At 53.2% G+C, this 24,596-nt stretch carries 24 protein-coding genes and 1 other annotated feature; of the genes, 10 read left to right on the forward strand and 14 right to left on the reverse strand.

Annotation, left to right across the window (positions count from 1 at the left end; genetic code table 11):
• Positions 1 to 184 precede the first annotated feature (184 nt).
• From LBW89_RS12690 to LBW89_RS12700, 3 genes are all read right to left on the reverse strand, one after another.
• Positions 185 to 2,224, reverse strand: a complete 2,040-nt coding sequence (locus LBW89_RS12690) for a peptidoglycan D,D-transpeptidase FtsI family protein (protein WP_225039263.1) — start codon at positions 2,222 to 2,224, stop codon at positions 185 to 187.
• 101 nt (positions 2,225 to 2,325) lie between these two features.
• The gene (locus LBW89_RS12695; protein ID WP_225039264.1) at positions 2,326 to 3,483 is read right to left on the reverse strand and encodes a transglutaminase domain-containing protein; all 1,158 of its coding nucleotides are present in this window, start codon (positions 3,481 to 3,483) and stop codon (positions 2,326 to 2,328) included.
• 28 nt (positions 3,484 to 3,511) lie between these two features.
• Complete coding sequence (locus LBW89_RS12700) at positions 3,512 to 3,952, reverse strand: hypothetical protein (protein ID WP_148451239.1); 441 nt, start codon at positions 3,950 to 3,952, stop codon at positions 3,512 to 3,514.
• Between the two features lie 223 nt (positions 3,953 to 4,175).
• On the opposite strand from LBW89_RS12700, the gene LBW89_RS12705 reads away from it, so the two are divergent.
• A complete protein-coding gene (locus LBW89_RS12705; protein ID WP_148451063.1) occupies positions 4,176 to 5,348 on the forward strand; it encodes an MFS transporter in 1,173 nt (390 codons plus the stop codon).
• Between the two features lie 394 nt (positions 5,349 to 5,742).
• The gene (locus tag LBW89_RS12710; RefSeq protein WP_213506907.1) at positions 5,743 to 6,090 is read left to right on the forward strand and encodes a toprim domain-containing protein; all 348 of its coding nucleotides are present in this window, start codon (positions 5,743 to 5,745) and stop codon (positions 6,088 to 6,090) included.
• 18 nt (positions 6,091 to 6,108) lie between these two features.
• Here the strand turns inward: LBW89_RS12710 and LBW89_RS12715 are convergent, their stop codons facing one another.
• The 3 genes from LBW89_RS12715 to trpS form a co-directional block, all read right to left on the reverse strand.
• A complete protein-coding gene (locus tag LBW89_RS12715; protein WP_148451064.1) occupies positions 6,109 to 6,708 on the reverse strand; it encodes an SCO family protein in 600 nt (199 codons plus the stop codon).
• A 13-nt stretch (positions 6,709 to 6,721) separates the two neighbouring features.
• Positions 6,722 to 7,669: a heme o synthase gene (gene cyoE / locus LBW89_RS12720; RefSeq protein WP_213506735.1), complete on the reverse strand. Its 948-nt coding sequence runs from the start codon at positions 7,667 to 7,669 to the stop codon at positions 6,722 to 6,724.
• A 213-nt stretch (positions 7,670 to 7,882) separates the two neighbouring features.
• Complete coding sequence (trpS, locus tag LBW89_RS12725; RefSeq protein ID WP_213506733.1) at positions 7,883 to 8,869, reverse strand: tryptophan--tRNA ligase; 987 nt, start codon at positions 8,867 to 8,869, stop codon at positions 7,883 to 7,885.
• Positions 8,870 to 8,955: 86 nt separating this feature from the next.
• Positions 8,956 to 9,194, reverse strand: a binding site (T-box leader).
• 139 nt (positions 9,195 to 9,333) lie between these two features.
• Between trpS and LBW89_RS12730 the strand changes: the two genes are divergently transcribed.
• Together LBW89_RS12730 and LBW89_RS12735 are read left to right on the forward strand one after the other, a co-directional pair.
• Entirely contained in the window at positions 9,334 to 10,311 is a 978-nt protein-coding gene (locus LBW89_RS12730; protein WP_225039265.1) for an aldose 1-epimerase, read from the forward strand.
• 158 nt (positions 10,312 to 10,469) lie between these two features.
• The gene (locus tag LBW89_RS12735) at positions 10,470 to 10,697 is read left to right on the forward strand and encodes an alpha/beta-type small acid-soluble spore protein (protein ID WP_148451067.1); all 228 of its coding nucleotides are present in this window, start codon (positions 10,470 to 10,472) and stop codon (positions 10,695 to 10,697) included.
• A gap of 68 nt (positions 10,698 to 10,765) precedes the next feature.
• Here the strand turns inward: LBW89_RS12735 and LBW89_RS12740 are convergent, their stop codons facing one another.
• From LBW89_RS12740 to LBW89_RS12750, 3 genes are all read right to left on the reverse strand, one after another.
• Positions 10,766 to 11,191, reverse strand: coding sequence for an O-methyltransferase (locus LBW89_RS12740; protein WP_213506729.1), 426 nt, complete (start codon positions 11,189 to 11,191; stop codon positions 10,766 to 10,768).
• Between the two features lie 671 nt (positions 11,192 to 11,862).
• Positions 11,863 to 12,876: a copper amine oxidase N-terminal domain-containing protein gene (locus LBW89_RS12745; RefSeq protein ID WP_148451071.1), complete on the reverse strand. Its 1,014-nt coding sequence runs from the start codon at positions 12,874 to 12,876 to the stop codon at positions 11,863 to 11,865.
• Positions 12,877 to 13,041: 165 nt separating this feature from the next.
• Positions 13,042 to 14,844: a M3 family oligoendopeptidase gene (locus LBW89_RS12750; protein WP_148451072.1), complete on the reverse strand. Its 1,803-nt coding sequence runs from the start codon at positions 14,842 to 14,844 to the stop codon at positions 13,042 to 13,044.
• A gap of 135 nt (positions 14,845 to 14,979) precedes the next feature.
• On the opposite strand from LBW89_RS12750, the gene LBW89_RS12755 reads away from it, so the two are divergent.
• Positions 14,980 to 15,153 (forward strand): YycC family protein, encoded by a 174-nt coding sequence (locus tag LBW89_RS12755; RefSeq protein WP_148451073.1) that lies wholly within the window; start codon positions 14,980 to 14,982, stop codon positions 15,151 to 15,153.
• Entirely contained in the window at positions 15,150 to 15,386 is a 237-nt protein-coding gene (locus LBW89_RS12760) for a hypothetical protein (RefSeq protein WP_148451074.1), read from the forward strand. The genes LBW89_RS12755 and LBW89_RS12760 overlap by 4 nt, the downstream gene beginning before the upstream one ends.
• Before the next feature lie 33 nt (positions 15,387 to 15,419).
• On the opposite strand, the gene LBW89_RS12765 is transcribed toward LBW89_RS12760, so the two are convergent.
• Both LBW89_RS12765 and LBW89_RS12770 read right to left on the reverse strand, forming a co-directional pair.
• Positions 15,420 to 16,118 carry a DUF2225 domain-containing protein gene (locus tag LBW89_RS12765; RefSeq protein WP_148451242.1) on the reverse strand — a complete coding sequence of 233 codons (699 nt, stop codon included), beginning with the start codon at positions 16,116 to 16,118 and terminating at the stop codon, positions 15,420 to 15,422.
• 46 nt (positions 16,119 to 16,164) lie between these two features.
• Positions 16,165 to 16,548, reverse strand: a complete 384-nt coding sequence (locus tag LBW89_RS12770) for a globin (protein ID WP_148451075.1) — start codon at positions 16,546 to 16,548, stop codon at positions 16,165 to 16,167.
• 375 nt (positions 16,549 to 16,923) lie between these two features.
• On the opposite strand from LBW89_RS12770, the gene ylbJ reads away from it, so the two are divergent.
• From ylbJ to LBW89_RS12785, 3 genes are all read left to right on the forward strand, one after another.
• A complete protein-coding gene (gene ylbJ / locus LBW89_RS12775) occupies positions 16,924 to 18,183 on the forward strand; it encodes a sporulation integral membrane protein YlbJ (RefSeq protein WP_148451076.1) in 1,260 nt (419 codons plus the stop codon).
• A 67-nt stretch (positions 18,184 to 18,250) separates the two neighbouring features.
• Positions 18,251 to 19,054 carry an NAD kinase gene (locus tag LBW89_RS12780; RefSeq protein WP_148451077.1) on the forward strand — a complete coding sequence of 268 codons (804 nt, stop codon included), beginning with the start codon at positions 18,251 to 18,253 and terminating at the stop codon, positions 19,052 to 19,054.
• A 24-nt stretch (positions 19,055 to 19,078) separates the two neighbouring features.
• Positions 19,079 to 20,548, forward strand: coding sequence for a S41 family peptidase (locus LBW89_RS12785; RefSeq protein ID WP_148451078.1), 1,470 nt, complete (start codon positions 19,079 to 19,081; stop codon positions 20,546 to 20,548).
• Positions 20,549 to 20,599: 51 nt separating this feature from the next.
• Here the strand turns inward: LBW89_RS12785 and LBW89_RS12790 are convergent, their stop codons facing one another.
• Positions 20,600 to 20,938, reverse strand: coding sequence for a YutD family protein (locus LBW89_RS12790; RefSeq protein WP_148451079.1), 339 nt, complete (start codon positions 20,936 to 20,938; stop codon positions 20,600 to 20,602).
• 21 nt (positions 20,939 to 20,959) lie between these two features.
• Positions 20,960 to 21,859 carry a lipoyl synthase gene (gene lipA / locus LBW89_RS12795; protein WP_148451080.1) on the reverse strand — a complete coding sequence of 300 codons (900 nt, stop codon included), beginning with the start codon at positions 21,857 to 21,859 and terminating at the stop codon, positions 20,960 to 20,962.
• A gap of 181 nt (positions 21,860 to 22,040) precedes the next feature.
• On the opposite strand from lipA, the gene LBW89_RS12800 reads away from it, so the two are divergent.
• Positions 22,041 to 23,054 (forward strand): M23 family metallopeptidase, encoded by a 1,014-nt coding sequence (locus LBW89_RS12800; RefSeq protein ID WP_148451243.1) that lies wholly within the window; start codon positions 22,041 to 22,043, stop codon positions 23,052 to 23,054.
• Between the two features lie 83 nt (positions 23,055 to 23,137).
• On the opposite strand, the gene yunB is transcribed toward LBW89_RS12800, so the two are convergent.
• Positions 23,138 to 24,109, reverse strand: a complete 972-nt coding sequence (gene yunB, locus LBW89_RS12805; RefSeq protein WP_225039271.1) for a sporulation protein YunB — start codon at positions 24,107 to 24,109, stop codon at positions 23,138 to 23,140.
• Positions 24,110 to 24,596: the final 487 nt, after the last annotated feature.

Consider the following 24,596-nt stretch of genomic DNA (forward strand, 5'->3'; position numbering starts at 1 on the left):
CACAATTTCGGCGTTAACGCCCATTTGTTGTACAAGTAAATACTTGTTTCCCTGTATCTTAATTTTTAGTTTTATATAAAAATGTTTCCCTAATGCAAATTTTAAGGGATAAACATACAAAAAAGCAAGAGGAATTTTCCTCTTGCTTTGCGGATGCCGTATATTTTGATTTGGGAATAGCGCCTTAATCCTGTTTATTCCCGTTGTTCTGTCCGTTTTGCTGGTTCAAAGATTTCTTAGGTACGCCGTCCAGCCCATACTCCTGATCGTACGCATCGAAGATTTTGCGGGCCACGGGAGCCGCGCTCTGCGCCCCGAAGCCGCCTTCCGGGATAATGACGGCCACCGCGAGCTTCGGTTTCTCCCGCGGCGCAAAGGCGATAAATACGCCGTTATCCCGAGTAGCCCCGGCCCCCCATTGTTCGGAAGTTCCCGTTTTCCGGGCGAAATCATACGGGAAACCGGAAAACGCGGTTACGTCGGTTCTCATTCCCTTTAGCACTTCATCCCAGTATTCGTCCTTGAACTTCACTTCGTTGAGTACGGTCGGCTCGAATTTCTTAACCACATTTCCTTGAGCATCCGTAATCTTGGTGACCAGATGCGGCTGCATCCGCTTGCCGCGGGTGGCCAAGGTTGTCGTATATTGCGCCAACTGCATCGCCGTATACCCGCCTTGCTGCCCGAAGGAGGCGTACACGAGCCGGGCAAGAGCGGTTTCTTTTTTATCGGTATAACTCAGTTTCCCCAGATATTCCTTCGGCAGATCAATGCCCGTAGAAACGCCCAGTCCAAACTTCTTCATATATTTGTCCCATACATCAATCCCATCGTCACCATACTTCTTGTACAGCTTCTCGCCGACCATTTTGACCATAAAGGTATTGGAGGACTTGTAGATGGCCTTGGACGGATCCAGTTCACCGTAAGCATGACTGCCCGAGTTGCGTACGCTCGAAGAGTCGTTTCTGCCGAAATAAGCGATCCCCCGGTCCGGGTAAGTCGAACGGGTTGTAAACAGATTTTCATTCAACCCGATTAAAACCGACAGCGGCTTGATCGTGGAACCAAGGAGAACGGCGGAGTCGAAATCATGCCCCGAACGCCCCGAACTGAACGGGGTAATCGTACCGTTCTGATAGTTCGTCATAATCTTGTTCCATACTTCCGTCGGCATGCTTCCCGACTGCCACAGATTCGTATCGTAATCCGGCATGCTGGCCATGGCCACCACATTGCCGGTATCCACTTCCATGGCGACCGCATAACCGGTTTTGGCATACGGATGCGTCCGGCCCGAAACGGCATTGCGGTGGACCCAATTGATCTGGTCCATAATCGCCTGCTCGGCGACCATTTGGACCTTCTTGTTGATGGAGGTATGCAGATCATATCCTTTGACCGGCGGGGTCACTTCCGGAATCCCGTTCGCCATGTTGCGCGGGTCGATCGGCACGCTCTTATAGCCGTTTTTGCCGCGAAGCTCCGCCTGGTAGTACATTTCCAGTCCATCGTACCCGACAAACTCCTCCGGCGTATATTCAAGTGCCGGATCCTTACCTTGAGCTTCCCGGATGGGATCATAAAACTTAACATCTTCCGTAGAACTGAATTTTTTTAAATACCCAATCGCCTGAACCGCCACCGTATCTTTATCGTAATGACGAATGCTCTCCTCGACGATTTCAATCCCCGGAAACTGGTTCTTCCGCTCGAGGAAATAAGCCACTTCCTGAGGGGTCAGCCCCATTTTGATCCGGCGGGGACTGAAGCCTCCGTTCTTCTTGTACTCCAGGTCCATCGCTTTAATGATGTCTTCCTTGGTCATCTTCTCGGCTTTGGGATCGCCGTATTTGTCGAAGACCTCTTTCAGCTTGTCGACCAGAGCCATCGCTTCGGGGCGGTTCTTCTGACCGCTGCTTAAGCTGTAATTTTTTTGCAAGGTAATATACAACGATTGCACCGGCGTGGAATACGCCAACTTCTCGCCGCCGGCCGCATAGATCGTTCCCCGGGTAGGCGGCATAGGCACGTCTTTAATCCGCATGGCCGTTTCCTGCTTGGATAACGTAGGCCCTTCGACAAACTGCAGGATCGCCAGGCGAACGATAATGACGGTAAAAATCGCAAACGCGCTGAAGAAAAACAAATTCAAGCGGATATTAAAATGACGCTGCATCGCAGCTTCTTGTTCGCGCGGATCGTCAGAGTACACACTTTTCATTTCCGTTTCCCCTCTTTACCCCTTTTGATTCTAAAAACTCCGTAACTCTTATATTAACATAACGAAAAAGGGTATGGTGAAGTTACAGCGTTTCCCAGGTTTTAAACCAATTTGTCGGGAATATGCGTCTCCTCAAAAGCGGGCGGATTGAACCAATCCCCGCTGCTCGCCCAAGTCGCGTCGAGCGGAACCCATTTCTTCTGCTCTTTCAGATACACTTCGTTCCAGGCGTGCGGGCCGTAGCCGCCGCGGCCGTCGTAACCGAGGCCGGTTACCACTTTGACATCCAGCCCTTGGGAACGGGCCATCACCGCGTACAAGCGGGAATAGTCGATGCATACCCCCCGCTTGGTGTCGAAGGTCATCTGCGGCGTCTGTTCCCGCCAATGGCCATTGTCCTCATAATCACGGACCTTGTCATAATCATAGGTCACGCGGGAACCGACCCAATCATACAGAAGTCGGGCCTTCTCTTCATCGCTTCCGGCCTTCTTTGTGATTTCCGCCGCCGCCAGTTCGATATCCTGCGGAATATTGGCGTCGATGACCTCGTACCTCTGCTGAAGAATGCCGTTCAGTTCCTCTTCGACGCTGCGGGTGAATACGGGCAGTTTCTCTTTGATCAAGTTGCCCGACAGCGGCTCAATAACCGTCCGCGCTCCATGCTGATAAACCGGGGAAGCCTGGACGTACCGGCTAAACCCGCTATCCGGGAACAGCGTTACGGCAATAAACAAGACGGCGATCACCATCAAACACCGCGCCAGGCCGATGACCGCACCGATCCCCGCCCCCGCGACACGGCTAAGCAGGGAAGCCGGGCGCTCTCCGCCGAAGATCAGCCGCCCCAAGAACGAACTGTTCCTGCCTCCCAGCGCAAACGCCGAAGCAAGCCCGAGCACCGTGCGAATCAGCCAGTAGCTGATCATAAACAGCACGGCGAACCGCATGAGCGGGAAATCCCGCACCGCCGACAGAAGCGTATAATAAACCTGCTCCCACCGGGAGAGTTCCCGTTCGGGAAGCGCGATGCCGGCCAGCCATTTTTGTACGATCGGCGACAGCCAAACCGTAAGGGGGATCGAGGCCAGCAAGCCGAGCACCGACAGGACGCCGCCGCTGACCAGCGACACCAGTCTGCCCGCGCTGCGCGAAGCCCCCCGCAGCAAACCCTGCACAATGGAAAACAGCAGGATGACCAACAACAAGGCGGAAACCAGATTCAAATCGAACAAGCTCTGCAGCCAACTCTCCGTCATCGTCACCCTCCATTCTCGATGCCTTTAGTTAAGGGGTGTTTTGTTTCGCTTGCTGAATAAACGCTTGCAGCGTATCGCTCACTTTCCATTCGCCCAAGGAGACGCCATGGAACATCACTTTGACTTTATCTTCCCCCTCTTTACCGCTGACTTCCAGGTTAGGGGTAGTGATGGTGAATGTGCCGTCCGGATTGCGCTTCATCTTCGCCTCGGCCGCTTCCTTCTTCATCATATTCATGGCTTCACTGCGGCTGATGTCCACCGCCTGGTCTTTTACCGTGGTGATGGCGTCCCCGATATCCTTCAGCGAAATTCCGCTATAAATAATGACAAACGCCGCGATGACTAGCACAAGCGCCCATTTGACAAGCGTCTTCACGAAATTCAGAATCAGGAACAGCACGACCAGCGCAACGACGATCACCAGCCAATTCTGCTTTAAAAACTCCGTCCATACCTCTAGATTCAAATCGAACATTACTTATACACTCCTACCATCCGTTTTCGTCACAACTTGTTCAACATACATACACTTTCCCCATTATACATGATGGCCCGGGGCAGTGTCAGCTTAACCCCTTTTTCCGGGAAAAGACGGTGAAATAAAGGACATAAAACCATTCCGGGGTAATAAGTTCGTCCCTTAAAACGTACAAGTAGAGCATAAAGACTTTCCCAGGGGAGGCAAGGCAATGAAGATGGCAGCGTTTTGGCTTTATTTTTTTATGTTCCTCGCTTTCTTTGACCTTCACGCCCAGTACCCGATCCTGACGCCTTTTGCGCTCTCGATCGGAGCCGCCCCCGCCTTCATCGGCTGGATGATGGGCATCTACGCCTTGACGCATCTGCCCGGAAATCTGCTGGCGGGGCAAGGCGTGGACCGGCACGGAAGCAAAGGCTACATGGTTTTCAGCCTTTTGGGGGCGGGGGCCATCCTGCTGCTGCAGGCGCATGTCACGCAGCCGTGGCAGTTGCTGGTGCTTCGCTCCATCAGCGGCTTCGTCCTCGCCTTCTTGTCCCCGGCGTGCCTGGCGATGCTCGCTTCCCTCGGCAAAAACGCCGTACAGCAAGGAAAGCTGATGGCCGGCCACGGGGTAATGCATACGCTCGCCTCTGTCGTTTCGCCCGCGGCCGGAGCGTTTCTTGTCGCCAATACAGGCTACACGCTTACGTTTCAATCGCTGGGCTGGCTTTTGATCGCGACCGGCATCATCGCCATTTTTACGATTCACGAGCCCAAGAACGCCCTTTCCGGCGGCTCCGGGCCGGGCCGGGTTTCCCCAGCCGGTGTTCCCGTCAAACTCAATGTCATCCCGCTCAGATATTATATTCTTCCGCTGGCGGTAGCCTGTTCGCAAGGAATCCTGTTTTTTGAGCTCCCCTTGCAGGCGGGAGGGACATCCGGCATTTTGCATACCGGCCTGTATTTCTCCCTCATCAGCCTAGGGGCGCTTGCGACGCTGTCGATGCTCTTCCTGAACCGCTACTCCCCTTACCTCCGGGCGATCGCGGGTATTTTGGGCATCGCCCTTTCCTTTTTCGCGCTGGCGGCGCTGGAATTCATCCCGCTGTCCGTCTCGCTCTTTGCGCTTGGGATGGCTAAAGGGGTAACCTTCCCGGCCATCGCTTCCGTCTTTATCGACCTAAGCGGCGGAAAACGGCTCGGGACCGTCTTCTCCCTGCAATCGATCGCGATGTCGATCGGCTCCTTTATCGGCCCCATCTCGGCCGGGATGATCCATGGCGTCTATTCGCCTTATTTCCTTGCTTTTTTGCTGCTGATGATCGCCCTGTTGTTTGCCCCGCAGCGGAGACCTACGGAAACGCCCGCATCTCCCGCAAATATCGGCACGCACCACCTGTAAGCGGCAGCATGGACTTTTTTTCGGCTATAGGCAGCAGTACAGGGCATAGGGTATCCCCCCACATAGGATATCGTGTAGAAACTACTCAACGACTTCGAAAGCGGGGTGAACCTATGGGTCAAATCGATGCTTGCGGAAAGGGACCGGCTGTTGGAGGGATATGGACCTCGACCGGAACCATTCTCGTGCTGTATATTTTGCTGGTGATCATCTTGCGCTCTCCCTTTTTTTACTGCTAAACCGCTTCAACCAAGGTCCGCAAAAGGCGGACCTTTACCTTTTCCCGGGAAATATGTCGCAATCTCGTTTTGCATGAAGCCTCCTTCGGGGTATACACTACATATACGGAGAAATTTCATCTTGATTGCTATGTGAACATGTTGGAGTGATGATGTTGTCCATCTGTATTATCGTTGAAGGAAAAAACGACCGGAGCAAGCTGCGTCGGCTTTTGAGCGAAGACGTCCGGATCTATTGCACCTTCGGAACGCTCAACTCCCTTAAACTGGAGGCGCTGCGGAAAAAGGTAAAGGATGACGAAGTTTATCTGTTCATGGATAACGACGCTTCCGGCAAAAAAATTCGCGGCGTTTTGCGGGATGCTTTCCCGGACGCGGAACAGATATATACCCGCCGGGGTTATGCCGGGGTAGAAGGAACCCCTGACGAGTATGTCATCGCCCAATTGGAAAAGGCCGGCCTGGAGGAATACATCCTATATCCCCCGGCCAGCCTTTACTAAACCGACAACCCGTTACTTTTATTCTTTGGCCAGATCCGCCACACCTTGGGCGATTTCGGCCGCCGTCGCCTCGGGGCGGTAGATTTCACGCAGATTGCCGTCCCGGTCGACCAATCCGATCAGGTCCATATGGACGAAATTTCCGTCCTGGTCCTTGTTGATTAAAATTTTAAATGAGTTCATGGCGAGATCGATCGTTTTCTGCTGATCCCCTCGCAAGAAATACCAGCCGGAGTAATCCGCTTTGAATTTGTCCCCGAAAGCCTTGATATTCTCAAGCGAATCTCTCTCAGGGTCGAAGGTGATGGAAACGATGGAGGCGTCCTTGCCGAACAGCCCTTTCTCCTTCAACTCATCCTGCACCTGACTGAGCCGGAAAGTGGTTATAGGGCATACATCGGGGCAATTGGCGAAGAAAAAGTAAAACAGCCTCACCTTGCCATTGGTATCCTCCAGTGTTACGGTCTTCCCGTCGACATTTTCCATGCTGAAATGTTCCACCGGCCGGATCACCGGCAGCTTCGGTTTGGCAAACGAATCCCAAAGAAGATACCCCGCCAAAACGACGCAGATCGCCAGTAGAATCCAGGTCCATTTATATTTCTTCAAAAGGGTCATGATCGATCCTCCATTATAGCCGTACAGTATCCAGAATCATCACAATCAAAGCGATGGTCAGGTAGTTTACCGAGAACAGAAACACTTTCTTGGCCCAGATCTCATTGGCTTCCTCCTCTTTGGAGGAAATCCCCTTCAGCGCCATCAGCAGCCAGGCCGCCGACAATGCCGTGCCGATCACCAAAAACCATATCCCGGTATAGTCGAATACATACATCAAGATCGGGATCGGGATCAGCAAAACCAGATAAGGAATCATTTGCAGCTTGGTTCTCGGGATGCCTTTCACAACGGGGAGCAGCGGGAAGCCCGCAGCCCGATATTCCTCAACCCGGCGAATGCCCAGTGCCCAGAAATGAGGAGGCTGCCACAAAAAGAGCAGGGCGAAGATCAGAAACGCGCCTAAATCTATATTTCCCGAAGCGGCCACATAACCGATTACAGGCGGCATAGCTCCCGAGATGGCACCGATCGATGTGCTCCAGGTGGAAGTCCGTTTAAGCCACAACGTGTAGATGATAACGTAAACAAACATACCGACGAGTCCGAAAATTCCGGCCAAAACCCCGGAAAAGGAAAACAGCACCGCCGCTCCGGTGATCCCTAATATCACCGCATACCAGAGTACGGTTCTCGGCGACAGCTTACCGATCGGCAACGCGCGATTTTTCGTCCGTGCCATCTTGGTATCCAAATCCCGGTCGAAATAGTTGTTAAAAACGCAGGATGACGCCATGATCAAAACGGTTCCGACCAAGGTCAAAACCAGCTTCAAATAGTCCAATTGCCACTGCGATGCAAGCCAAAATCCGGCAAACACCGCGATCAGGTTGGAGCGCAGAATTCCCGGCTTGGTCAGCGCAACAAAATCCTTCCATGTTGCCGCTTCTCCGGGTGGCCTATCGCTCACGGACAGCGCCGCAGAATCCGCAGGTGCATGGTAACTGATTTGTTTATCCACTTTGAAATTATGCCTCCTAACGATTGAGATAGAGGTTACATCTATATAAAATCAATCAAAAAATTCATGAAATCTTCCCTTCGCTATAAACTTTATCATATCAAAATGCGAAAGTGTTTGACAATCGTTTGATCTTTGCTTGATTTTATGACAATTCAGTGACATAAAAAAACCGGACAGATTCTGTCCGGTTGGATCCCCGTTATTTGATGTTTATTCCGCCAAAAAACCCATTCGCTCCTGCACATCACGCAGCGTCTTCTCCGCCATCTCGGCGGCCCGCTCGGCCCCTTGGCGTAAAATATTGCGGATTTCGCCGGATTCCCGGATGTCCCGGTAACGCTGTTGGATCGGTTCGAGCGTGCCGACGACCACTTCGGCCAAATCTTTTTTGAACGGCCCATACATCTGACCCTCGTAACGCTGCTCGATTTCCGAAATGCTGAGGCCCGAGCACTGGCTGTAAATCGAAATGAGGTTGCTGACTTCGGGCTTTTCCGCGGGATTGAACTTCACTTCCCGCCCGGAATCCGTCGTCGCCCGGCTGATCTTCTTGCGAATCACGTCCGGCTCATCCAGCATACCGATATAGCTGCCCGCGTTCGGGTTGCTTTTGCTCATTTTTTTCGACGCGTCGTCCAGCGACATGATTCGGGCTCCTACCTTGGGAATATAAGGTTCGGGAATCGTGAAATACTCGCCGTAACGGTGATTGAACCGACCTGCCAAATCCCGAGTCAGCTCCAGGTGCTGCTTCTGGTCTTCCCCCACCGGGATCAGATCGGCGTTGTAAATGAGAATATCCGCGGCCATCAGAGCCGGATAGACGAACAAGCCCGCTCCTACGGATTCCTTGCCCTCCGACTTATCTTTGAACTGCGTCATCCGCTCGAGCTCCCCCATATAGGTGAGCGTCGTCAGCAGCCATCCCAACTGGGCGTGTTGGCGCACGTGGGATTGCATATATACGTTCGCTTTATTCGGATCGATCCCCGCGGCCAAATACAAAGCGGCCACCGATTCGGACTGCTCCCGTAAATCGGCGGGGTCTTGCGGAACGGTGATGGCGTGGAGATCCACCACCATAAAGTTGCAGTCGTATTCGTCCTGCAAGGTTACAAAGTTCTTCAACGCTCCGATATAATTGCCCAAGGTCAGCTTGCCGCTGGGCTGAATGCCGGAAAGTACTCTTTTCTTCATTATTGATCGCCTCCGTTATCCATTAAAATGAAACCTTACTAAAATAGTAAGAACCGCGTGTACAAACGCAAAAAAGCCCCACATCCGCAAGGGACGTGAGACCGTGGTGCCACCCTTATTCGCCGGGACATATGATCATCATATTTCGCGGCCTTCCGATTTCCGTAACGTGGAACAAACGGCCGGCATACTGGGGACAATTCCATCCGCGTTCTGCACGGCGCTCCAGGGGCCATTCGGTACGGCATCTCCACCGGTTCGCATCAACCACCGGCTTTCTGAAGGAAGAAGAACCCTACTTACTTGTCCCTGTCATCGCATTTACAATATTCACGCTTTGAGATAAGATCATCATAATGCCCGGCAAAGTGCCATGTCAAATCCATTTTTCGTCCCAAAGAAAAAGTGTTATGATTAGTCTAGGCTTAGGGATACGATTATTATGTGGGAAAAGGAGCAACGATATGAAAAAAGTGACCAAAGGGCAATGGAACGGTTACGATACGTATATCTTACATAGCCGCGAACTTGAAGTCACACTGCTACCCCGACTCGGCAATAATGTCATTCGCATATGGGACCACATTCAACAGCGCGATGTGCTGCGGCGCCCGGAAGAAAGCGATCTTGATTTCTATTTGCAAAAACCCTATCACTTTGGAATCCCGCTGCTGATTCCGCCCGGCCGTATCCGCCGAGGGCAGTTTACGTATGCCGGCGAGGAATACCAATTTGACCGCAATACCGCAAACGACAACCATATCCATGGATTGCACCGTACGCAAGCTTGGCGCGTGAGCGATATTGACGAGGACGATGAAGGCTGTGCGATCACGACCGAATTCATCACCAGCGACGACGCGAACTGGATGAGGCAGTTCCCTGTTCCGCTCAAGCTGGAAATGACGCTCCGGCTTCAGGGCTCCTCTCTAAAGCAGACGTTTAAAGTAAGCCATCTGGGTGATCGGCCCGCCCCGTTCGGTTTGGGGCTGCACACCTGGTTTCTGTTGGACGGCGAGCCGGAACAATGGAAGCTCAAGCTTCCGGTCTCGGGAATATACACTTCCGATCAGGAATTAATTCCAACCGGGGAGACCGCTCCGCTCGGCGAACTCGAAGCGCTGAACGAAGGGTTGAAACTGAAAGGGACAAATTTCGACACCCTCCTGCACATCGGAGGCAAACCGGTGGAAGCCGACTTAATTCGCGGTGACGGATATGGTCTTCGTTATTCCGCCGATGCAGAATATTTCAAGCACTGGGTCCTTTACACCAAAGGTGACGCGGATCAATTCCTCTGCATTGAGCCCTATACCTGGTTGCCGGATGCACCGAATACGGGCCTCTCCCCTTCCGAAACGGGATTGATCGATCTCCAGCCGGGACAGCAACTGGAGCTGAACGTGCGTCTGGATATGATCTATCCTACCGAAGAATCTTGATATGGATCCAAAGAGCCGACTCGTGATGGCACGGGCGGCTTTTTTGTGTTTCCAAGGAGAAATGCAATAATTTCCACTGCTCTAGTTTAGAGTTTTACCGCATATTTTACGTTCCGAAAACCATACTAACATCACAAAGCCCGAAGGAGGTGACAAACATGGCACAAGGACGCGGCGGCAGCCGTAACAACCTTATCGTTCCTCAAGCAAATGCTGCACTGCAACAATTGAAATTCGAGGCAGCTCAAGAATTGGGCGTGACGATCCCGCAAGACGGTTACTATGGAAACTACACTTCCCGCGAAACCGGTTCTCTTGGGGGTTACATCACCAAACGTCTGGTACAATTGGCAGAGCAGCAATTGTCGGGTCGTTCGAACCTGTAATCCGTAAATATCCCTATTGACCTATAGGGAGACAGGCGATCTGCAATAAGCAGGTCGCCTGTGATGTTTTATGAAGACAAATCAGTGCGCATATCTTGGTATGTATTCGCGGTATTCTTGCGCGGATAACGCTGAATCATCAGATTAGCCATGTTGTAATTCGACTCCAGCACGGCGTCCACAACCACGGTATCTTGCCTAAGCGCAAAATCGTAGCTGATTTCACCATGAGTCCAGTACTTCTTGTACTTCAGAGCTTCGATCGCCATCGTCCGGAAAGCTTGCCATTGACTTGCGGAGAGCCCTTTCTCCTCTTCGGTCAACTTGCCGTTCCGACCCGCGATCGGGTTATGCCGGATTCCGAATTTCCCGATAACGTTATTGCGGATTTGGATGAATACGGTCCCCGATGTCATTCCCCCCAACTCGGTCTCCAGTTCCTTAAAAACAAGATCCACCTGTCTAGCGAGTGAAAGCTGATCGGCGTTCAGCATATTCACCCTCCCTTCCTATAAAATGGCCTATTAGGTAATAGGACTTATGTCTCATTATATGTCATCCTTATATATCATTCAACAATAAACAACATATTTGGTTAAATATTACTTGTTGATTGGATTCCGGTCCAGTCCATATGTAGATTTCCCTTTAACTCTCCCGATTACACTTTAAAGCAAACCACCCGTCAGCCAACCTTGATAACATAAAATTCCTGCACATGTGCATGTTTTTTCTTGTTTGGGGCCAAAAATTTCAAAATTCCTGCAAATCTGCAGGAATTTTCGACGAAACCGGCTCGTTTCTTTAAAATCACTGGAAATGCCTGCAGATTTGCATCTTTTTTCGCATTCCCTCGGGAATCTTCCTAAAATACCTGCAGATTTGCATCTTTTTGGAGTTGGACGTTTGGAAGCACACAGGCGCCTCCTTTGGATGTGATATATCCCTTCGATCAGCCATTAAGCCACCTTTTCGTTATACACAGTGGCTTGAACACTCCTATGATAACGCCCCAAACATTAGCTGTTTTTTTGCTATAAGCATCACTACACCACCCGCGGGTGTTTTTTTGTTTCGCACGCTTCGCGAACTCAGCTGGCTAAAACCGTAATAAAAAGAACCGGCGCCATAACACCGGTCCGCTTGTTGATTGTTTTGCTGGCACTTATTCCTTCTTGTCTTGATCTTCGTACACCACGACGGATTGGGATTCCGCCTCCCATTTCACGACGGCCCCAAGCGACTCGCTTACAAATCGCGCCGGCACCAGCGTACTCCCCGAGTCCACTTGGGCAGGCACTTCCAGGGTTTGCTTTTTGCCATTGACCGTCGCATTTTTAGCGCCGACGACAAGCTTGACGGTCACCCCGTCCTTCGTTACCGTGATCGTCTGATCTTTCGCGCTCCAGGTCACTTCCGCCTCGAGCGACTCGGCGATGACTCTGAACGGTACGAGCGTATTTCCGTTTCGCACAACCGGAGCCACTTGCGAAGCCGGCTCTTCACCATTTACATAAAGCTTGAGGCCCCGCTTACCCAACTTCTCATAAAGTTTGCCGAGCTTTTTGTAGGAATTCAGGTTCGTCCAATCGGCCAAAATCGCTTCCTTCTGTACATAAACCGCATCGGTCACGCTGCCCTGACGATCCAAAAGGTCCGCCGCTTCGGACAACGCGTCGTCCGCTTTAACGATCGTTTCGAGCTTGGCTTTCGTTTCATCATCAAGCTGCGCTTCATACTTTGTCAGCAGAAGATCCGCGAGGACCGCTCCCGCCGGTTTATCCTTGACGTTTTCAATCGCGTGCAAAAGCCCTCTGTACCCCTGCGGACCTCTGTTTTTATATGTATCATCGGTGACCGAAGCCGGTTTGGCATTCTGTTGCTTATCCTTACCCTGTTCCTTATTTTTTTCGGAGTTGCCTTTGGAGTTGCTTTGGGACGGGGAGTCGGACTTTCCTTTGGATTTCTCCTCGGTGGAATTTAAAGGCGATGACTCCGGTTTGCCCTGCGCCTTGCTTTCCGACGTACTCTCCTTTTTCGTCTCGTTCTTGCTTGGCTCGGCGGCCGTATTCGCTTTGTCCGGACCTTTGCCGTTTCCGGGTTTGGCGGATGCGGATGCGGCACTCACCAGGCTGATCGCCAAAACACAGGAGAGTGCGACTAACCATTTTCTTCTCATGCTGTATGCCTCCTTAAGGGATGTTAATCTATATATCGGATGGTATTTATTCCGATTTCAGAGCCAATTCCTTACAGGAGCAGCAAGCTCGGAAGCATTAAATAAAAAAAGGCCGCCCCCATCATCTTTTATGATGATTAGGGACAGCCTTTGATTTATTACGGCCTACTCGGTCAGCTTCAGGAACAGCTTGACGTCTTCGACGACAACATTGACGGCTTCCCGCCAGAAATCCGGCTTCTTCAAATCGACGTTCAAATGTTTGGCCGCCAGCTCTTCCACCGTCATCCGCCCAGTATCCATCAGCAGCGCGTCATATTTCACGGCAAAGTCTTCCCCTTCGCGCGAAGCCAGAGCATAAATGCCGGTGCTGAACAAATAACCGAATGTGTACGGAAAGTTGTAAAACGGAACGTCCGTAATGTAGAAATGCAGCTTGGATGCCCAGAAATGCGGGTGATAGTTGCCCAAAGCGTCCATGTACGCTTCACGCTGCGCCTCCTCCATCAAGGCGCAGAGCTGCTCCGGTTCCAGCATTCCCTGCTTACGCTTCTCGTAAAACCGCGTTTCGAACAGGAAGCGGGCGTGAATATTCATGAAGAAAGCAACGCCGTTATTGATTTTGTCCGCCAGCAGCGCGATCTTCTCTTGCTCGCCCGCCGCGTTTTTGACCAGCGCATCGCCAACGATCATCTCGGCGAAAGTCGAGGCGGTTTCGGCCACGTTCATCGCATATTCCTGGTTGAACTGCGGCAGCTCATCCATCAAATACTGATGGTAGGCATGCCCGAGCTCGTGGGCCAGTGTCGCCATGTTCGAAACGGTCCCTCCAAAGGTCATGAATATGCGGGTTTCCCGGCTGACCGGCAAAGAGGTACAGAACCCGCCGGGCCGTTTGCCGGAGCGGTCCTCCGCTTCCACCCAGCGCCGATTAAACGCCGTGACCGAAAAATCCGCCAGCTTGGGACTGAATTTCCGGAATTGCTTTACGATTTCCGCCGCCGCTTCATCGTAAGTAATTTTACCGGTCACCTCGCCCAAAGGGGCATCCACGTCGCTCCAGTTCAATCGATCCACGCCGAGCAGCTTCGCTTTCCGTTCCAGATAAGACACCAATGTCGGCTTCGCTTCCTGAATAACCTGCCACATCGTATCCAGCGTCTCCCGCGACATCCGGTTAATGTTCAGCGGCTCCTTCAAAATATCGTCCCATCCGCGTTTCTCGTACATCTTCAGACGGAAACCCGCCAACCGGTTCAACGTATCCGCGCAGTAATCGGCTACCTGGCTCCAGGCCTCTTCCCACTTGGCGAACGTGGTTTCGCGGACATCGCGGTCCGGATCGTTCAGCTTGTTGGCAGCCTGCCCCACGGACAGGAGCGCGGTCTCTCCCTGCGCATCCGTAAACGGAACGCCGACTTTGGCGACGATCGTATCGTAGTGCTGCCCCCAGCCGTGATAGCCGTCAACCGCCAATTCGGCGGCCAGGCTCTCCAATTCGGGCGCGAGCTTCTCCCGGGCGGCCTGCCGCTTCTCGGAAAGAACGAACGAGATCGGTGAAATTTCCGCCCGCCCCATCCAGGCTTCCCATACCGGATCTTCCGTCATTCGCAGCACGCTTTGAAACTGGGTCATCGCGTTTTCATACGCCGCCCGCAGGCCGGTCACTTTAGCGGCAAGCTGAACCGCTTTCTTGTCATGCTGATCCTGGGCAGCCAAACAGCCGACAAAGCTGTCCGCTTCCGTAATGCGCGCGTTGGCGCTTTGCAGTCCCTCGATCACCTCGTCGAAAGCCTTGGTTTCCTCTACATCGGCTGGAGCGCTCATGCTTATCAGCCGTTCATGCAAAGTCTTCAAGTCCTCGCCCAATTGATGGAGAAAATGCTGAAACTCCGCGGAAGCCGATCCTCCCGGAAAAACGGAATCAAGCTCCCATGTCGGATTAACCGGATTCTTCAATTGTTCCATAAATCTCGTCCTTTCCTCCCGCCTTATTGATACGGGGTGGATTAAAAGTGTATAACTATAAGTACAAGTTCGCCCTGATCCAAGTTTGTTCAATACTCAATACCATAGGGTAAAAAAATTCTAGGAGGTATTTCCATGAAGCCGCTGCAAATTTCACCGGATACCGCGGTCAAACTGGCTGCCGAGCTTAAGGTGCCGATCGAGCATCTTATGCATATGCCCCAACATATATTACTGCAAAAAATCGCGGAGCTGGCGAAGCGGGACGCCGATACGAATAAAAACAACGAGCCGGGCCAACCGACATGATTCCTTTCGAAAAAACGCTGCCCTACGATATCATCATGGGAGATGTTTATGTACATGAATGTCCTTACTGCAACAGCAGTAATGTCCTGCTTCCCATCAAACCTCGGGATATCCAGCATGCGCGCGAGGGAAAGAAAAAGCTGCTCGTATTTCCCTGCTGCGGCAACAAGGTTACCATTTTGGACAGCGATGCCGACTATCTGCTCACGGATACCGTACTCCGCCGGTCCTAAAACTTACCGGCCAAGCCGGAATCGCGGGGTCCATCAACCCCGCATTTCCTCCGGCAGTTCCTGGCCTTTATTCAGCATTTCCTCACGAAGCAGGTTCCACTGTTCCCGGCAGGCCCGGATCATCGCGGCATCCATAATCCGTTTGTCGTTAATGACGCGGGAGAACCATTTGACCGCATCGTTATTATTTCCCGTGCGGCGGTGAAGCTCACCGATGAGATACATCAGACGGGCATCGCTTCCTTGCGTATCTTCATTCTCAAAAACACGGATATAAGAGTCCAAGGAGTATTTCAAAAACCGCTGCTCTTGTTCCTCATTCCCCTTATAACGGTATAACCAGGCGATATGATGCAATAGGCTCGCGATAATGCGATCCTTCTCCCCGATGGTCTGAGCGCATAACAGCCCCAGCTTGTACGCTTCAAGAGCCGCATCCCAGTCGCGGGCTCCCCCGTAGTTACGGTGATTCATCCGTTTGCCGATCTGCTCTTTAAACTTGGCGCGCTGCTGTTCCGTAAGCCTCGGATTGAAGTTCTCCGTCGAAGCGAATCCGCAGGAGGGGCAAATGCGAACTACATAATAATCCGGATTCTCGTTGCGGTAATATCCGCAAAAGTCAGTATCGGTACGTACCGCCCGCTTAAAACTCGGACGCACGCGAGAGGTCGAAAAATTGGCTTCACAATTGATACATACCACCTTGATCTGGTAAAGCGGTTCTAACTCCACTGGCTCCACAGGACTAACATCCTTTCATATCCGACTATTAAAAAATTTACTCTTCCGTGGTGTTGACAAAATGAAATGCGGGTCCGGACAGGCGCTGAAGCACGAAGTCACAAAGCTGCTTCTCCACGCCGATTTCCTCCAGGGCGGCGGACATGCAGGCAAGCCAGGCTTCGGCCCGTTCCGGTGTCACGGGAAACGGAAGATGGCGCGCCCGCATCATCGGATGTCCGAAGGCATCCGAATACAGCGAAGGACCGCCGAAAAACTGGCTCAAAAACATGTACTGCTTCTCCATGACAGGGGTGATGTCCTCGGGGAACAGCGGCCCCAGCAGGGGATCGGCTTGAACTTTCGGGTAAAACGCCTCGACCAGCTTACGGACCGTTTCGGCTCCCCCTAAATTGTCGTAGATGCTTAAACTTGGATTCACGGGCGATCTCCATCTTTCACTTAATTTAAACTGCACTCTAATTATACCAAATTCAGGTCAAAAAAAAATAAAAGCTCCGAAAGGAGCTTCTACGTATAAGGTGACCTCTTCAACAAAGAGGATGTTTAATAGCTGCGCCAATCCTCTTCACCGGAATGGACGAGAGAGGCGCGAATGACGTATACGAAGGCGCATACGAGAACACCAGCGACAAAACTCATATTCAACACTCCATCCATTATCGATTTATAGTCACATTTTATCATAAAGATGCAAAAAATACAGCCCCATTTGTAATCGCTTTCTTTGTTTTTTTGTGCTGTTTGTCCCGCTGGACTCATACAATTCACTATGATCTTTATGGGGGCGTTATATATGAGTCTAAAGCGTTGGAGCGCTCCGCTCCTGTTATTTATGGCATTTATTCTGGCGATCATGATGGTATCCTATCCGCGCGCTTCCTGGGAAGCGGGCGTCCGCGGGCTTGCCATTTGGTGGGACGTGCTGTTTCCGTCCCTGTTCCCTTTCTTCGTCATCTCGGAATTGATGCTGGGCTTTGGCATCGTCCACTTTCTCGGAAAACTGCTGGACCCGCTGATGAGGCCTCTGTTCCGTATTCCCGGCAGCGGCGGTTTCGTTGCGGCGATGGGGTTCGCCTCCGGATATCCGGTGAGCGCCAAACTCGCGACCAAGCTGCGGGAGCAGCGGTTGGTGAGCCGCGTCGAAGGGGAACGCCTCGTTTCCTTTACCACTTCGTCCGATCCGATCTTTTTGATCGGCGCCGTCTCGATCGGCTTTTTCGGCGATCCCAAGCTCGCCGGACTCCTCGCGGCGGCCCACTACGGCAGTGCCCTGATGGTCGGATTGCTGATGCGCTTCTATGGAGCCAGGGAGGGGGCGCATCCCACGGACGCCACGACTACCTCGGGGATCGCGGCTCAGCCGGCCGCCGTCAACCGTTTCAGCCTGCCGGCCGCGCTGCGGGCGATGCATGAAGCCCGCCTGCAAGACGGGCGAAGCCTCGGTGAACTGCTGCGCCAGGCCGTGGCCTCCTCGCTTCAGTTGATGACCGTTGTGGGCGGACTGGTTGTGTTTTTCTCCGTTATTTTGGAGGTGCTGACGGTCTCCGACGTGATGAGCGCCTTTTACGCCGGCGTCCGGGCGCTGCTGCCGGTGACCGGCTTGCCCGTAGAACTCGCGGAACCCCTGGTCGGCGGCCTCTTTGAAGTGACGCTCGGCGCCAAGGCCGCCGCTTCCCCTGAGGGCGTCCCCTCGATGTTCAAAGCCGCTGCCGCCGCCTTTATCCTCTCCTGGGGGGGCTTGTCGGTACACGCCCAGGTGGCCAGCATTCTCAACGGAGCGGACCTCCGCTACCTCCCGTTCCTCGTCGCCAGGCTGATCCACGCCGTCTTGGCCGCCATTTTGGCCATCCTGTTCTGGAAACCGCTCATGGGTACGGCTCCGGTCCTGCTGCCCTTGGCGATCGCCGGAGGTTCCGGTCTTTCGGGTTGGAGCTCGCTTCGGGACAGCCTGCTGATAGCGGCGGTAATCCTCACCTCGTTGATCATCATATCGCTGTTGACCGCATGGCTCCGCCGCATCCCCCCGGGAACGGGCGCCAAGAAGGGAAAATGAAAGATTGTGTTCTGTTTCGGAATTGATTATGATCGTTACAAAAGGAAAAATAAAGGAGCCTTTCATCTTGAGATATTACGTTCTGGACCGAGGAGATCAACTGTCCGTCGACTTAAGCGAATCCTTTCATAAATTAGCGGCGGCGCAAGGCTTGCAACTGGATGCCGAATCCCCGGATATCGTCGTATCGATCGGCGGCGACGGCACTATGCTTCACGCTTTTCACACCTTTATCGACCGGATTCCCTCCATTGCGTTCGTTGGCGTACATACCGGCCATCTCGGCTTCTATGCCGATTGGAAAGCGGACGAGATCCCGGAGCTGGTACGGATGATGAGCAATCATCGGGAGGAAGGGAAATTGGCCCCGCGCATCGTGCGGTATCCGCTATTGGAGCTGGAAATCCGCAAGAAATCGGGAACGACTTCCTATATCTGCCTCAACGAGTTTACTCTCAAAAGCGTCGACGGCACCGTCGTCGCCCAGGTTGATATAAACGATCGCATGTTTGAAATGTTTCGCGGTGACGGGATCTGCGTGTCGACGCCCTCAGGTAGTACGGCGTACAACAAGAGCCTTGGCGGGGCGATGATTCACCCTTCCATCGAAGCGCTGCAAATTTCGGAGATCGCTTCGATCAATAACCGCGTATTCCGGACGATGGGCTCGGCCCTTGTGCTGCCCAAACATCATCATTGCGACATTTACTCACGGAAGGAGCAAAACCTGCTGCTTACCGTCGATCACATTAACCTTCCCATGAACGATCTGATCTCCGTCCGCTGCCAAGTGGCCGCGCAGAAGATCAGCTTCGTGCGTTACCGCCCCTTCCCTTTCTGGGAACGGGTCCGCAACGCGTTCCTGGGATAATCCACTGCAAAGGACTTTGTTACTATGAAATGGAATAAGCTCAACAAATTATGCCGAAGAGCGCTGGTGCCCCTGCTCGCCTTTCCGCTCCTGGCTCTCCCGCATACGGCCGGGGCCGCGGAAGATCAGGCGGGTACGGAAACCGGCGCGGAGGCTTCGGAACTGCAAGTGATTCAGGAGGTTTTGGACTACCTGGATGCTTATAACATCGAGGGAGTAAAGAGGGAGGAATTGCTCGAGAACGCCATTCGTGGAATGGTTTATTCCCTGGATGATCCCTACAGCGATTATTTTACCGCCGAGGAACTGAAAGAATTTGAGAACAGCGTCAACCAGGAGTTTGTCGGGATTGGGGTAACGCTTCGCTTCTCGGGAAACAAGCTGTTCGTAACCGAAGTTCTTCCCGGCTCGCCGGCCCTGGCTTCCGGGCTTCAAAAAGGCGACGTTATCGCCAAAATCGACGGTCAACCCGTCACCGGAAACGAGGATATACTGCGGATTCAGGGAGAGGAGAATACCAAAGTGGTCCTCGGCATCACCCGCGGGGGCAAAGCCCAGAGCATCACCGTCACCCGCAATCCCGTCTCGATTCCGGCCGTAACCGGAAGTTACTTGCCCTCGGGCCGGATCGGATATATCGCGATCTCCTCTTTTTCCGAACAAGGGGATCGGGAATTCGCGGCCGAACTGGACAAGCTCCGCGGCATGGGGATGAGGTCGCTCGTTCTGGATCTGCGGGATAATCTCGGCGGATATGTGGAAACGGCGGCGAATATCGCCAAGTATTTTATGAAAAGCGGAACCCTGATGTATACCTCCGGCCAGAACAACGAGCTGGAGGCCGTTACGATCTCGGACGGACAGGACATCGGCATGCCGGTGGTCATTTTGACCAACGAGCTGACGGCGAGCGCATCCGAGATATTGACCGGGGCCCTCCGGGACAACGGAATCGCGTCGGTGGTCGGGACGAGGACCTACGGCAAAGCCCGCATCCAGAATGTGTTCAACTTGTCCAACGGCAGTTCCCTGAAGCTGACGGTTCAGCGGTACCTTACGCCGAACCGCGAAGACTTCAACCATGTCGGCCTCAAGCCGGATATCGAGGTGAAGAATAACGCCGTCGCCCAACTGATCACCGGCTTGTACAAAGGAGGGGCAAGGACCCTGGATATCAGCGGGAGTCCCGCCGCGTTGAGCGTAAACGGCGTTCCTTTCCGCGGATATATCGATACCTTGAAAGACGGAAACAACATCTATGTGCCCTCGCGCATGATAGGCGCGCTGTTAAAAGGAAATGTCGCCTGGACCGCCAACGGCCAAAAGCTGACCGTCACGGACGGTAACGGAAAAACGGCCGGATTCTCGATCGGAGCAAAGAGCGTGAAGCTGGTGAACGGCGAAACCTATGTGGAAATCCATCAAGTGGCGAACAAGTTTCCGGGCCTCACCTGGTCCTATCAACAAGGCAACATTCGCTTATCTTGCAAGTAGAACCCTCGCTTCCCGAACTTATATTTTATCTATAAAGAAAAAACGGTTCCCTTACGACTCGGGAACCGTTTTTTCTTCGCTCGGCGCGGCTTTGCCGTGCGCCTGTTCTTTTTGAGGATCCTTGACTTTCTGGAGCACAAAATATTTGCATCCGAAGTTGCAGTACTCGTTGATATAATCCGTAATTCCGGAAAAAGCCGTGTCCTTGTTGGCCTTCGGATGATTGTCCCGCAGGAAGCCCTTCAACCGCAGCTTCTCATAGCCCCAGTCCCCGATAATGTAATCATATCGGTCCAGCACTTCGCTGTACCTTTGCTTAAACGCCTCGGGGTCCCAGGCATCCTTGTAGTTCTGAATTAATTCGTATGTTCTGCCGCCGATTTGAATCAATGGCTTTCCCTCCTTCACCGCTTAACTGGAAGCGGGCACACCTTCTTTACGGCTCTTCGCCGATTTCACCTGCTCATGGGCATGATAGGAACTGCGCACCAGCGGACCCGATTCCACATGGCTGAAGCCGCGCTTCAAACCCTCCTGTTTCAACTCCGCGAACTGCTCGGGCGTATAGTATTTCTCCACATGCAAATGCTGCGGAGACGGCTGCAAATACTGACCGATCGTCAGGATATCGCAGTCCACGGCCCGAAGATCATCCATCGCCTGCAGGATCTCGTCCCAATTCTCCCCAACACCGAGCATGATGCTGGACTTGGTTGGAATGTCGGGATTCATGGATTTGGCGCGTTGCAAAAGTTCTAGCGAGCGGCGGTATTTCGCCTTCGCCCGAACCCGGTCGGACAACCGTTCAACCGTCTCGATATTATGGTTGAGGATGTCGGGCTTCGCTTCCATGACGGTCCGCAGCGCTTCCTCGTTCCCGAGGAAGTCGGGAATCAATACTTCCACCGAGCAAAGCGGGAGCCGCTCGCGGATCGCCGAGATCGTCCGCGCGAAGATCATGGCGCCTCCGTCCTTCAAATCGTCGCGCGCCACACTCGTTACGACACAGTGTCTTAGGTTCATCTTCTCCGCGGCTTCCGCCACGCGTCCCGGCTCTTCCAGATCGAGCTCGGTCGGCATCCCCGTATTGACGGCGCAAAACCGGCAGGCCCGGGTGCAGATGTCGCCCAGGATCATAAATGTAGCGGTACGGTTCGCCCAACATTCATAAATATTCGGACAACGCGCTTCCTCGCAAACGGTATGCAGGGTCTTGGAGCGCATCATATTTTTAATATCCTGATAGTTATCTCCGGTGGTCAGCTTAATTCGAATCCAGTCCGGCTTAGGTTCACTCACACGTTTAGACAAATCCGGAAACCTTCCTTCTTGTGGAATCAGCTATAGCGCCATTTATTATACCATGAATGGTCTGGAAATACCTACAGTAATACTGGAATAAAAACACAGCTTTAGCCTCATCCTAAAGGACAGCCATCTTCATCGAAGGAGGAGATCTTCCTTGAGATCTGATGCTTTTTCACGCAGCCGGATGTTTCGCAGCATCGTTTGCGTTCTCGTGCTGACTCTGCTGTCCACGGCTCCCGGCTTCGGCGCCGCCGCTGCCAAGGCTCCCGGAAGCCCCGCCCCTCATGGCGAGAAAAAGGCGGATGAGCTGAGGTTCAGCTTATACCGGGAGATCGCGATGCTGACACATGTCCCTTGGTATTGGCTCGCTGCGATCGATCAATATGAACGGACGATAACTCCACGCAAAAAAGAACAAGCCCCGCCGAAAAATAAACTGGTCGGAATTCGCTTCAAGGAAGCGTTCTGGGCCGGACCGTTAAATCCCAACACGACCGACACGAATCCGGCCACGATTCAACTGTTCGGCGGGATCGGCAAGGACGCCACGGCCGACGGCAAGGCAAGCCCCGAAAACGACAGGGACGCCCTGTTCACGATGGCGGTCTATTTAAACCATTTCGGATATGAAGAAGACGACATTCGGATCGCCTTATGGCGATACTACCAAAACGACTCCTCCGTGACACGCATCCGCCAGTTCGCCAAAATTTACAATACCTTCGGCCGGGTGAACCTCTCGGATACGGCATTCCCGTTACCGGTAAAAGCAAACTATACTTATCGCGACACTTATGGGGATCGTCGTGGTTGGGGCGGGGTGCGGATCCATGAGGGGACCGACCTGTTCGCCTCTTACGGCGTTCCGGTCCGCAGCGTCTGCTACGGGATTGTGGAGACCAAGGGGTGGAATCCTTATGGCGGCTGGCGCATCGGCATTCGGGATCTGAACAACCGGTATCACTATTACGCGCACCTTCAAGGCTATGAAAAAAATATCGAAGTGGGCGACCCGATCGAGCCCGGAAAAACGATCGGATGGGTCGGCAGCAGTGGCTACGGCCCCCCCGGCACACAAGGGCGGTTTCCGCCGCATCTCCACTACGGCGTTTACCGGGACACCGGGACGGCCGAGTGGGCGTTTAACCCCTACCCGCTCCTGGTACAGTGGGAAAGGGCGGATCGCAAGCGAAAATAGCGATAAAATCACGAAAATGGGCGCCTGCGGAGGTTAGGATCTGCGGCGCCCTTTTAATCGGTACTGCCCGTTGTTCAAATCGTTCACGGTTGTTCCGTAGAGGACTCTCCGCCTCCCCTCTCTCCCTTCGGGCCGGCGTCTGTCTGCGAATCGCCGGTTTGCGGGTCGAGTTCCCGACCTCCGTTTCCGTTTCCGTTGCCGGCTCCGGCCGCTCCGCCTTCGCCATGGCCCTCATCTCCATTGCCGCTTCCGCCCCCGCCCGGCGAACCGCCATCCGCCTCTGGACCCGTTCCGTCTGTTCCCGACTTTCCGGGCTGAGACGGCAGCGCGATACTCGGGGCTCCCCCCTGATCGCCGACCGGATTCCCTTTGCTATCGTAGTAATACATCGGAACTTCGCCCACCACCAGAAGATAGGAAACCGGAATTTCCGTCTCCACCGCCTGCGGTTCCATATCGAAGGGCACAACCACGGCCAATTCCGTACGTACCCGCAAATAAACTTCCACCAGGATATTATTAATCCCCGCGTCCTGCCGACGGGTGTTCAAATCGACTTTCACATCGCCTTTGGGTTCGATCTTGATCGGGATGCTCGGCCCGAACGAGGCCAGGATCGGACTGCCCAGCGCCTGGCCGAGCGGAATATGCTCCGAGAGGCGGGCCACCTCGTCCAGCGTGTTCCGGACGGTATGAATCGTGTCCGACGTGATCCGCATATGGGCCGAATAGTTCAGCATGAAGCCCGAGACTTTGCCCGCTCCGTCCGTTTTCCAGTCGATCAGATTGCCGACATGCTCCTCATTCGCCACCTGCGCCGTAATCGCCTCATTGATGGATTCCGTGGCGATCTGCTTCACGCGGATTTTGGCCAAATGCATAATCGGTTCCCGCATATGGCGTTCCACATATCCAATAAACTGAAAGAAGACAACGATCACCACCACGCCTGCGATAAGCCACAGTTTTCGCCGGCTGATCGGCCTCCGGCTCCGCCCGCTGCCCCATCTTCTCACCCTCCGGTAACGCCATCCCCTTCTGAACCGCACCTTCATCCCCCCTGCCCTGTCCATGGGTGCCTTCAATACAGGGTATGCGCGTCTCCGAAAAAAAAGAAGGCCGGGCCCGGGGGGGCAGTTGGGAAGTCCGGTATCCTGAGACGCCGTCTTCGAAGGGCGGGACGTTTGATTCCGGCGGACGCCTGCTTTCCGCCCCGATTTCGTCGAATCCGGCTCATTGGTGATGACGTAAAATAGTTTGGCTCAGCTCGAAATTTTTCTAACGGAAGCCATAGCCGCTATTTCGTCCATTGGAGGCAATTGCGAATTCTAACGGACGTAGTAGCTGCTATTTCCTTGAAGTGAGGCCATTCGGGCGGGAAAGTCGACAAATAGGCGCTATTATTTCCGTTAGAATCAGCAATCTTGCAAAAAAAATGACATAACAAGTAAGAAGAATAATTTACAAAAAAAGGAGACCCCAGTTATCGTAGAATTGTACAGATACATACGAAAGGAGGTCTCCTTGAATACAAAGATACCT

The organism is Paenibacillus sp. alder61 (assembly GCF_020179875.1).
In the GTDB taxonomy this organism is placed as follows: domain Bacteria; phylum Bacillota; class Bacilli; order Paenibacillales; family Paenibacillaceae; genus Fontibacillus; species Fontibacillus faecis.

Bases quoted from the DNA above. Each gene is read 5' to 3' on its own strand.
- LBW89_RS12740 (WP_213506729.1), bottom strand. From the start codon at position 11,191: ATGCTGAACGCCGATCAGCTTTCACTCGCTAGACAGGTGGATCTTGTT.
- LBW89_RS12695 (WP_225039264.1), bottom strand. From the start codon at position 3,483: ATGACGGAGAGTTGGCTGCAGAGCTTGTTCGATTTGAATCTGGTTTCC.
- ylbJ (WP_148451076.1), top strand. From the start codon at position 16,924: ATGAGTCTAAAGCGTTGGAGCGCTCCGCTCCTGTTATTTATGGCATTT.
- LBW89_RS12760 (WP_148451074.1), top strand. From the start codon at position 15,150: ATGATTCCTTTCGAAAAAACGCTGCCCTACGATATCATCATGGGAGAT.
- yunB (WP_225039271.1), bottom strand. From the start codon at position 24,109: ATGAAGGTGCGGTTCAGAAGGGGATGGCGTTACCGGAGGGTGAGAAGA.
- LBW89_RS12730 (WP_225039265.1), top strand. From the start codon at position 9,334: ATGAAAAAAGTGACCAAAGGGCAATGGAACGGTTACGATACGTATATC.
- LBW89_RS12800 (WP_148451243.1), top strand. From the start codon at position 22,041: ATGTTTCGCAGCATCGTTTGCGTTCTCGTGCTGACTCTGCTGTCCACG.
- LBW89_RS12715 (WP_148451064.1), bottom strand. From the start codon at position 6,708: ATGACCCTTTTGAAGAAATATAAATGGACCTGGATTCTACTGGCGATC.
- LBW89_RS12745 (WP_148451071.1), bottom strand. From the start codon at position 12,876: ATGAGAAGAAAATGGTTAGTCGCACTCTCCTGTGTTTTGGCGATCAGC.
- LBW89_RS12690 (WP_225039263.1), bottom strand. From the start codon at position 2,224: ATGAAAAGTGTGTACTCTGACGATCCGCGCGAACAAGAAGCTGCGATG.
- LBW89_RS12705 (WP_148451063.1), top strand. From the start codon at position 4,176: ATGAAGATGGCAGCGTTTTGGCTTTATTTTTTTATGTTCCTCGCTTTC.
- LBW89_RS12755 (WP_148451073.1), top strand. From the start codon at position 14,980: ATGAAGCCGCTGCAAATTTCACCGGATACCGCGGTCAAACTGGCTGCC.
- LBW89_RS12785 (WP_148451078.1), top strand. From the start codon at position 19,079: ATGAAATGGAATAAGCTCAACAAATTATGCCGAAGAGCGCTGGTGCCC.
- LBW89_RS12750 (WP_148451072.1), bottom strand. From the start codon at position 14,844: ATGGAACAATTGAAGAATCCGGTTAATCCGACATGGGAGCTTGATTCC.
- LBW89_RS12735 (WP_148451067.1), top strand. From the start codon at position 10,470: ATGGCACAAGGACGCGGCGGCAGCCGTAACAACCTTATCGTTCCTCAA.
- trpS (WP_213506733.1), bottom strand. From the start codon at position 8,869: ATGAAGAAAAGAGTACTTTCCGGCATTCAGCCCAGCGGCAAGCTGACC.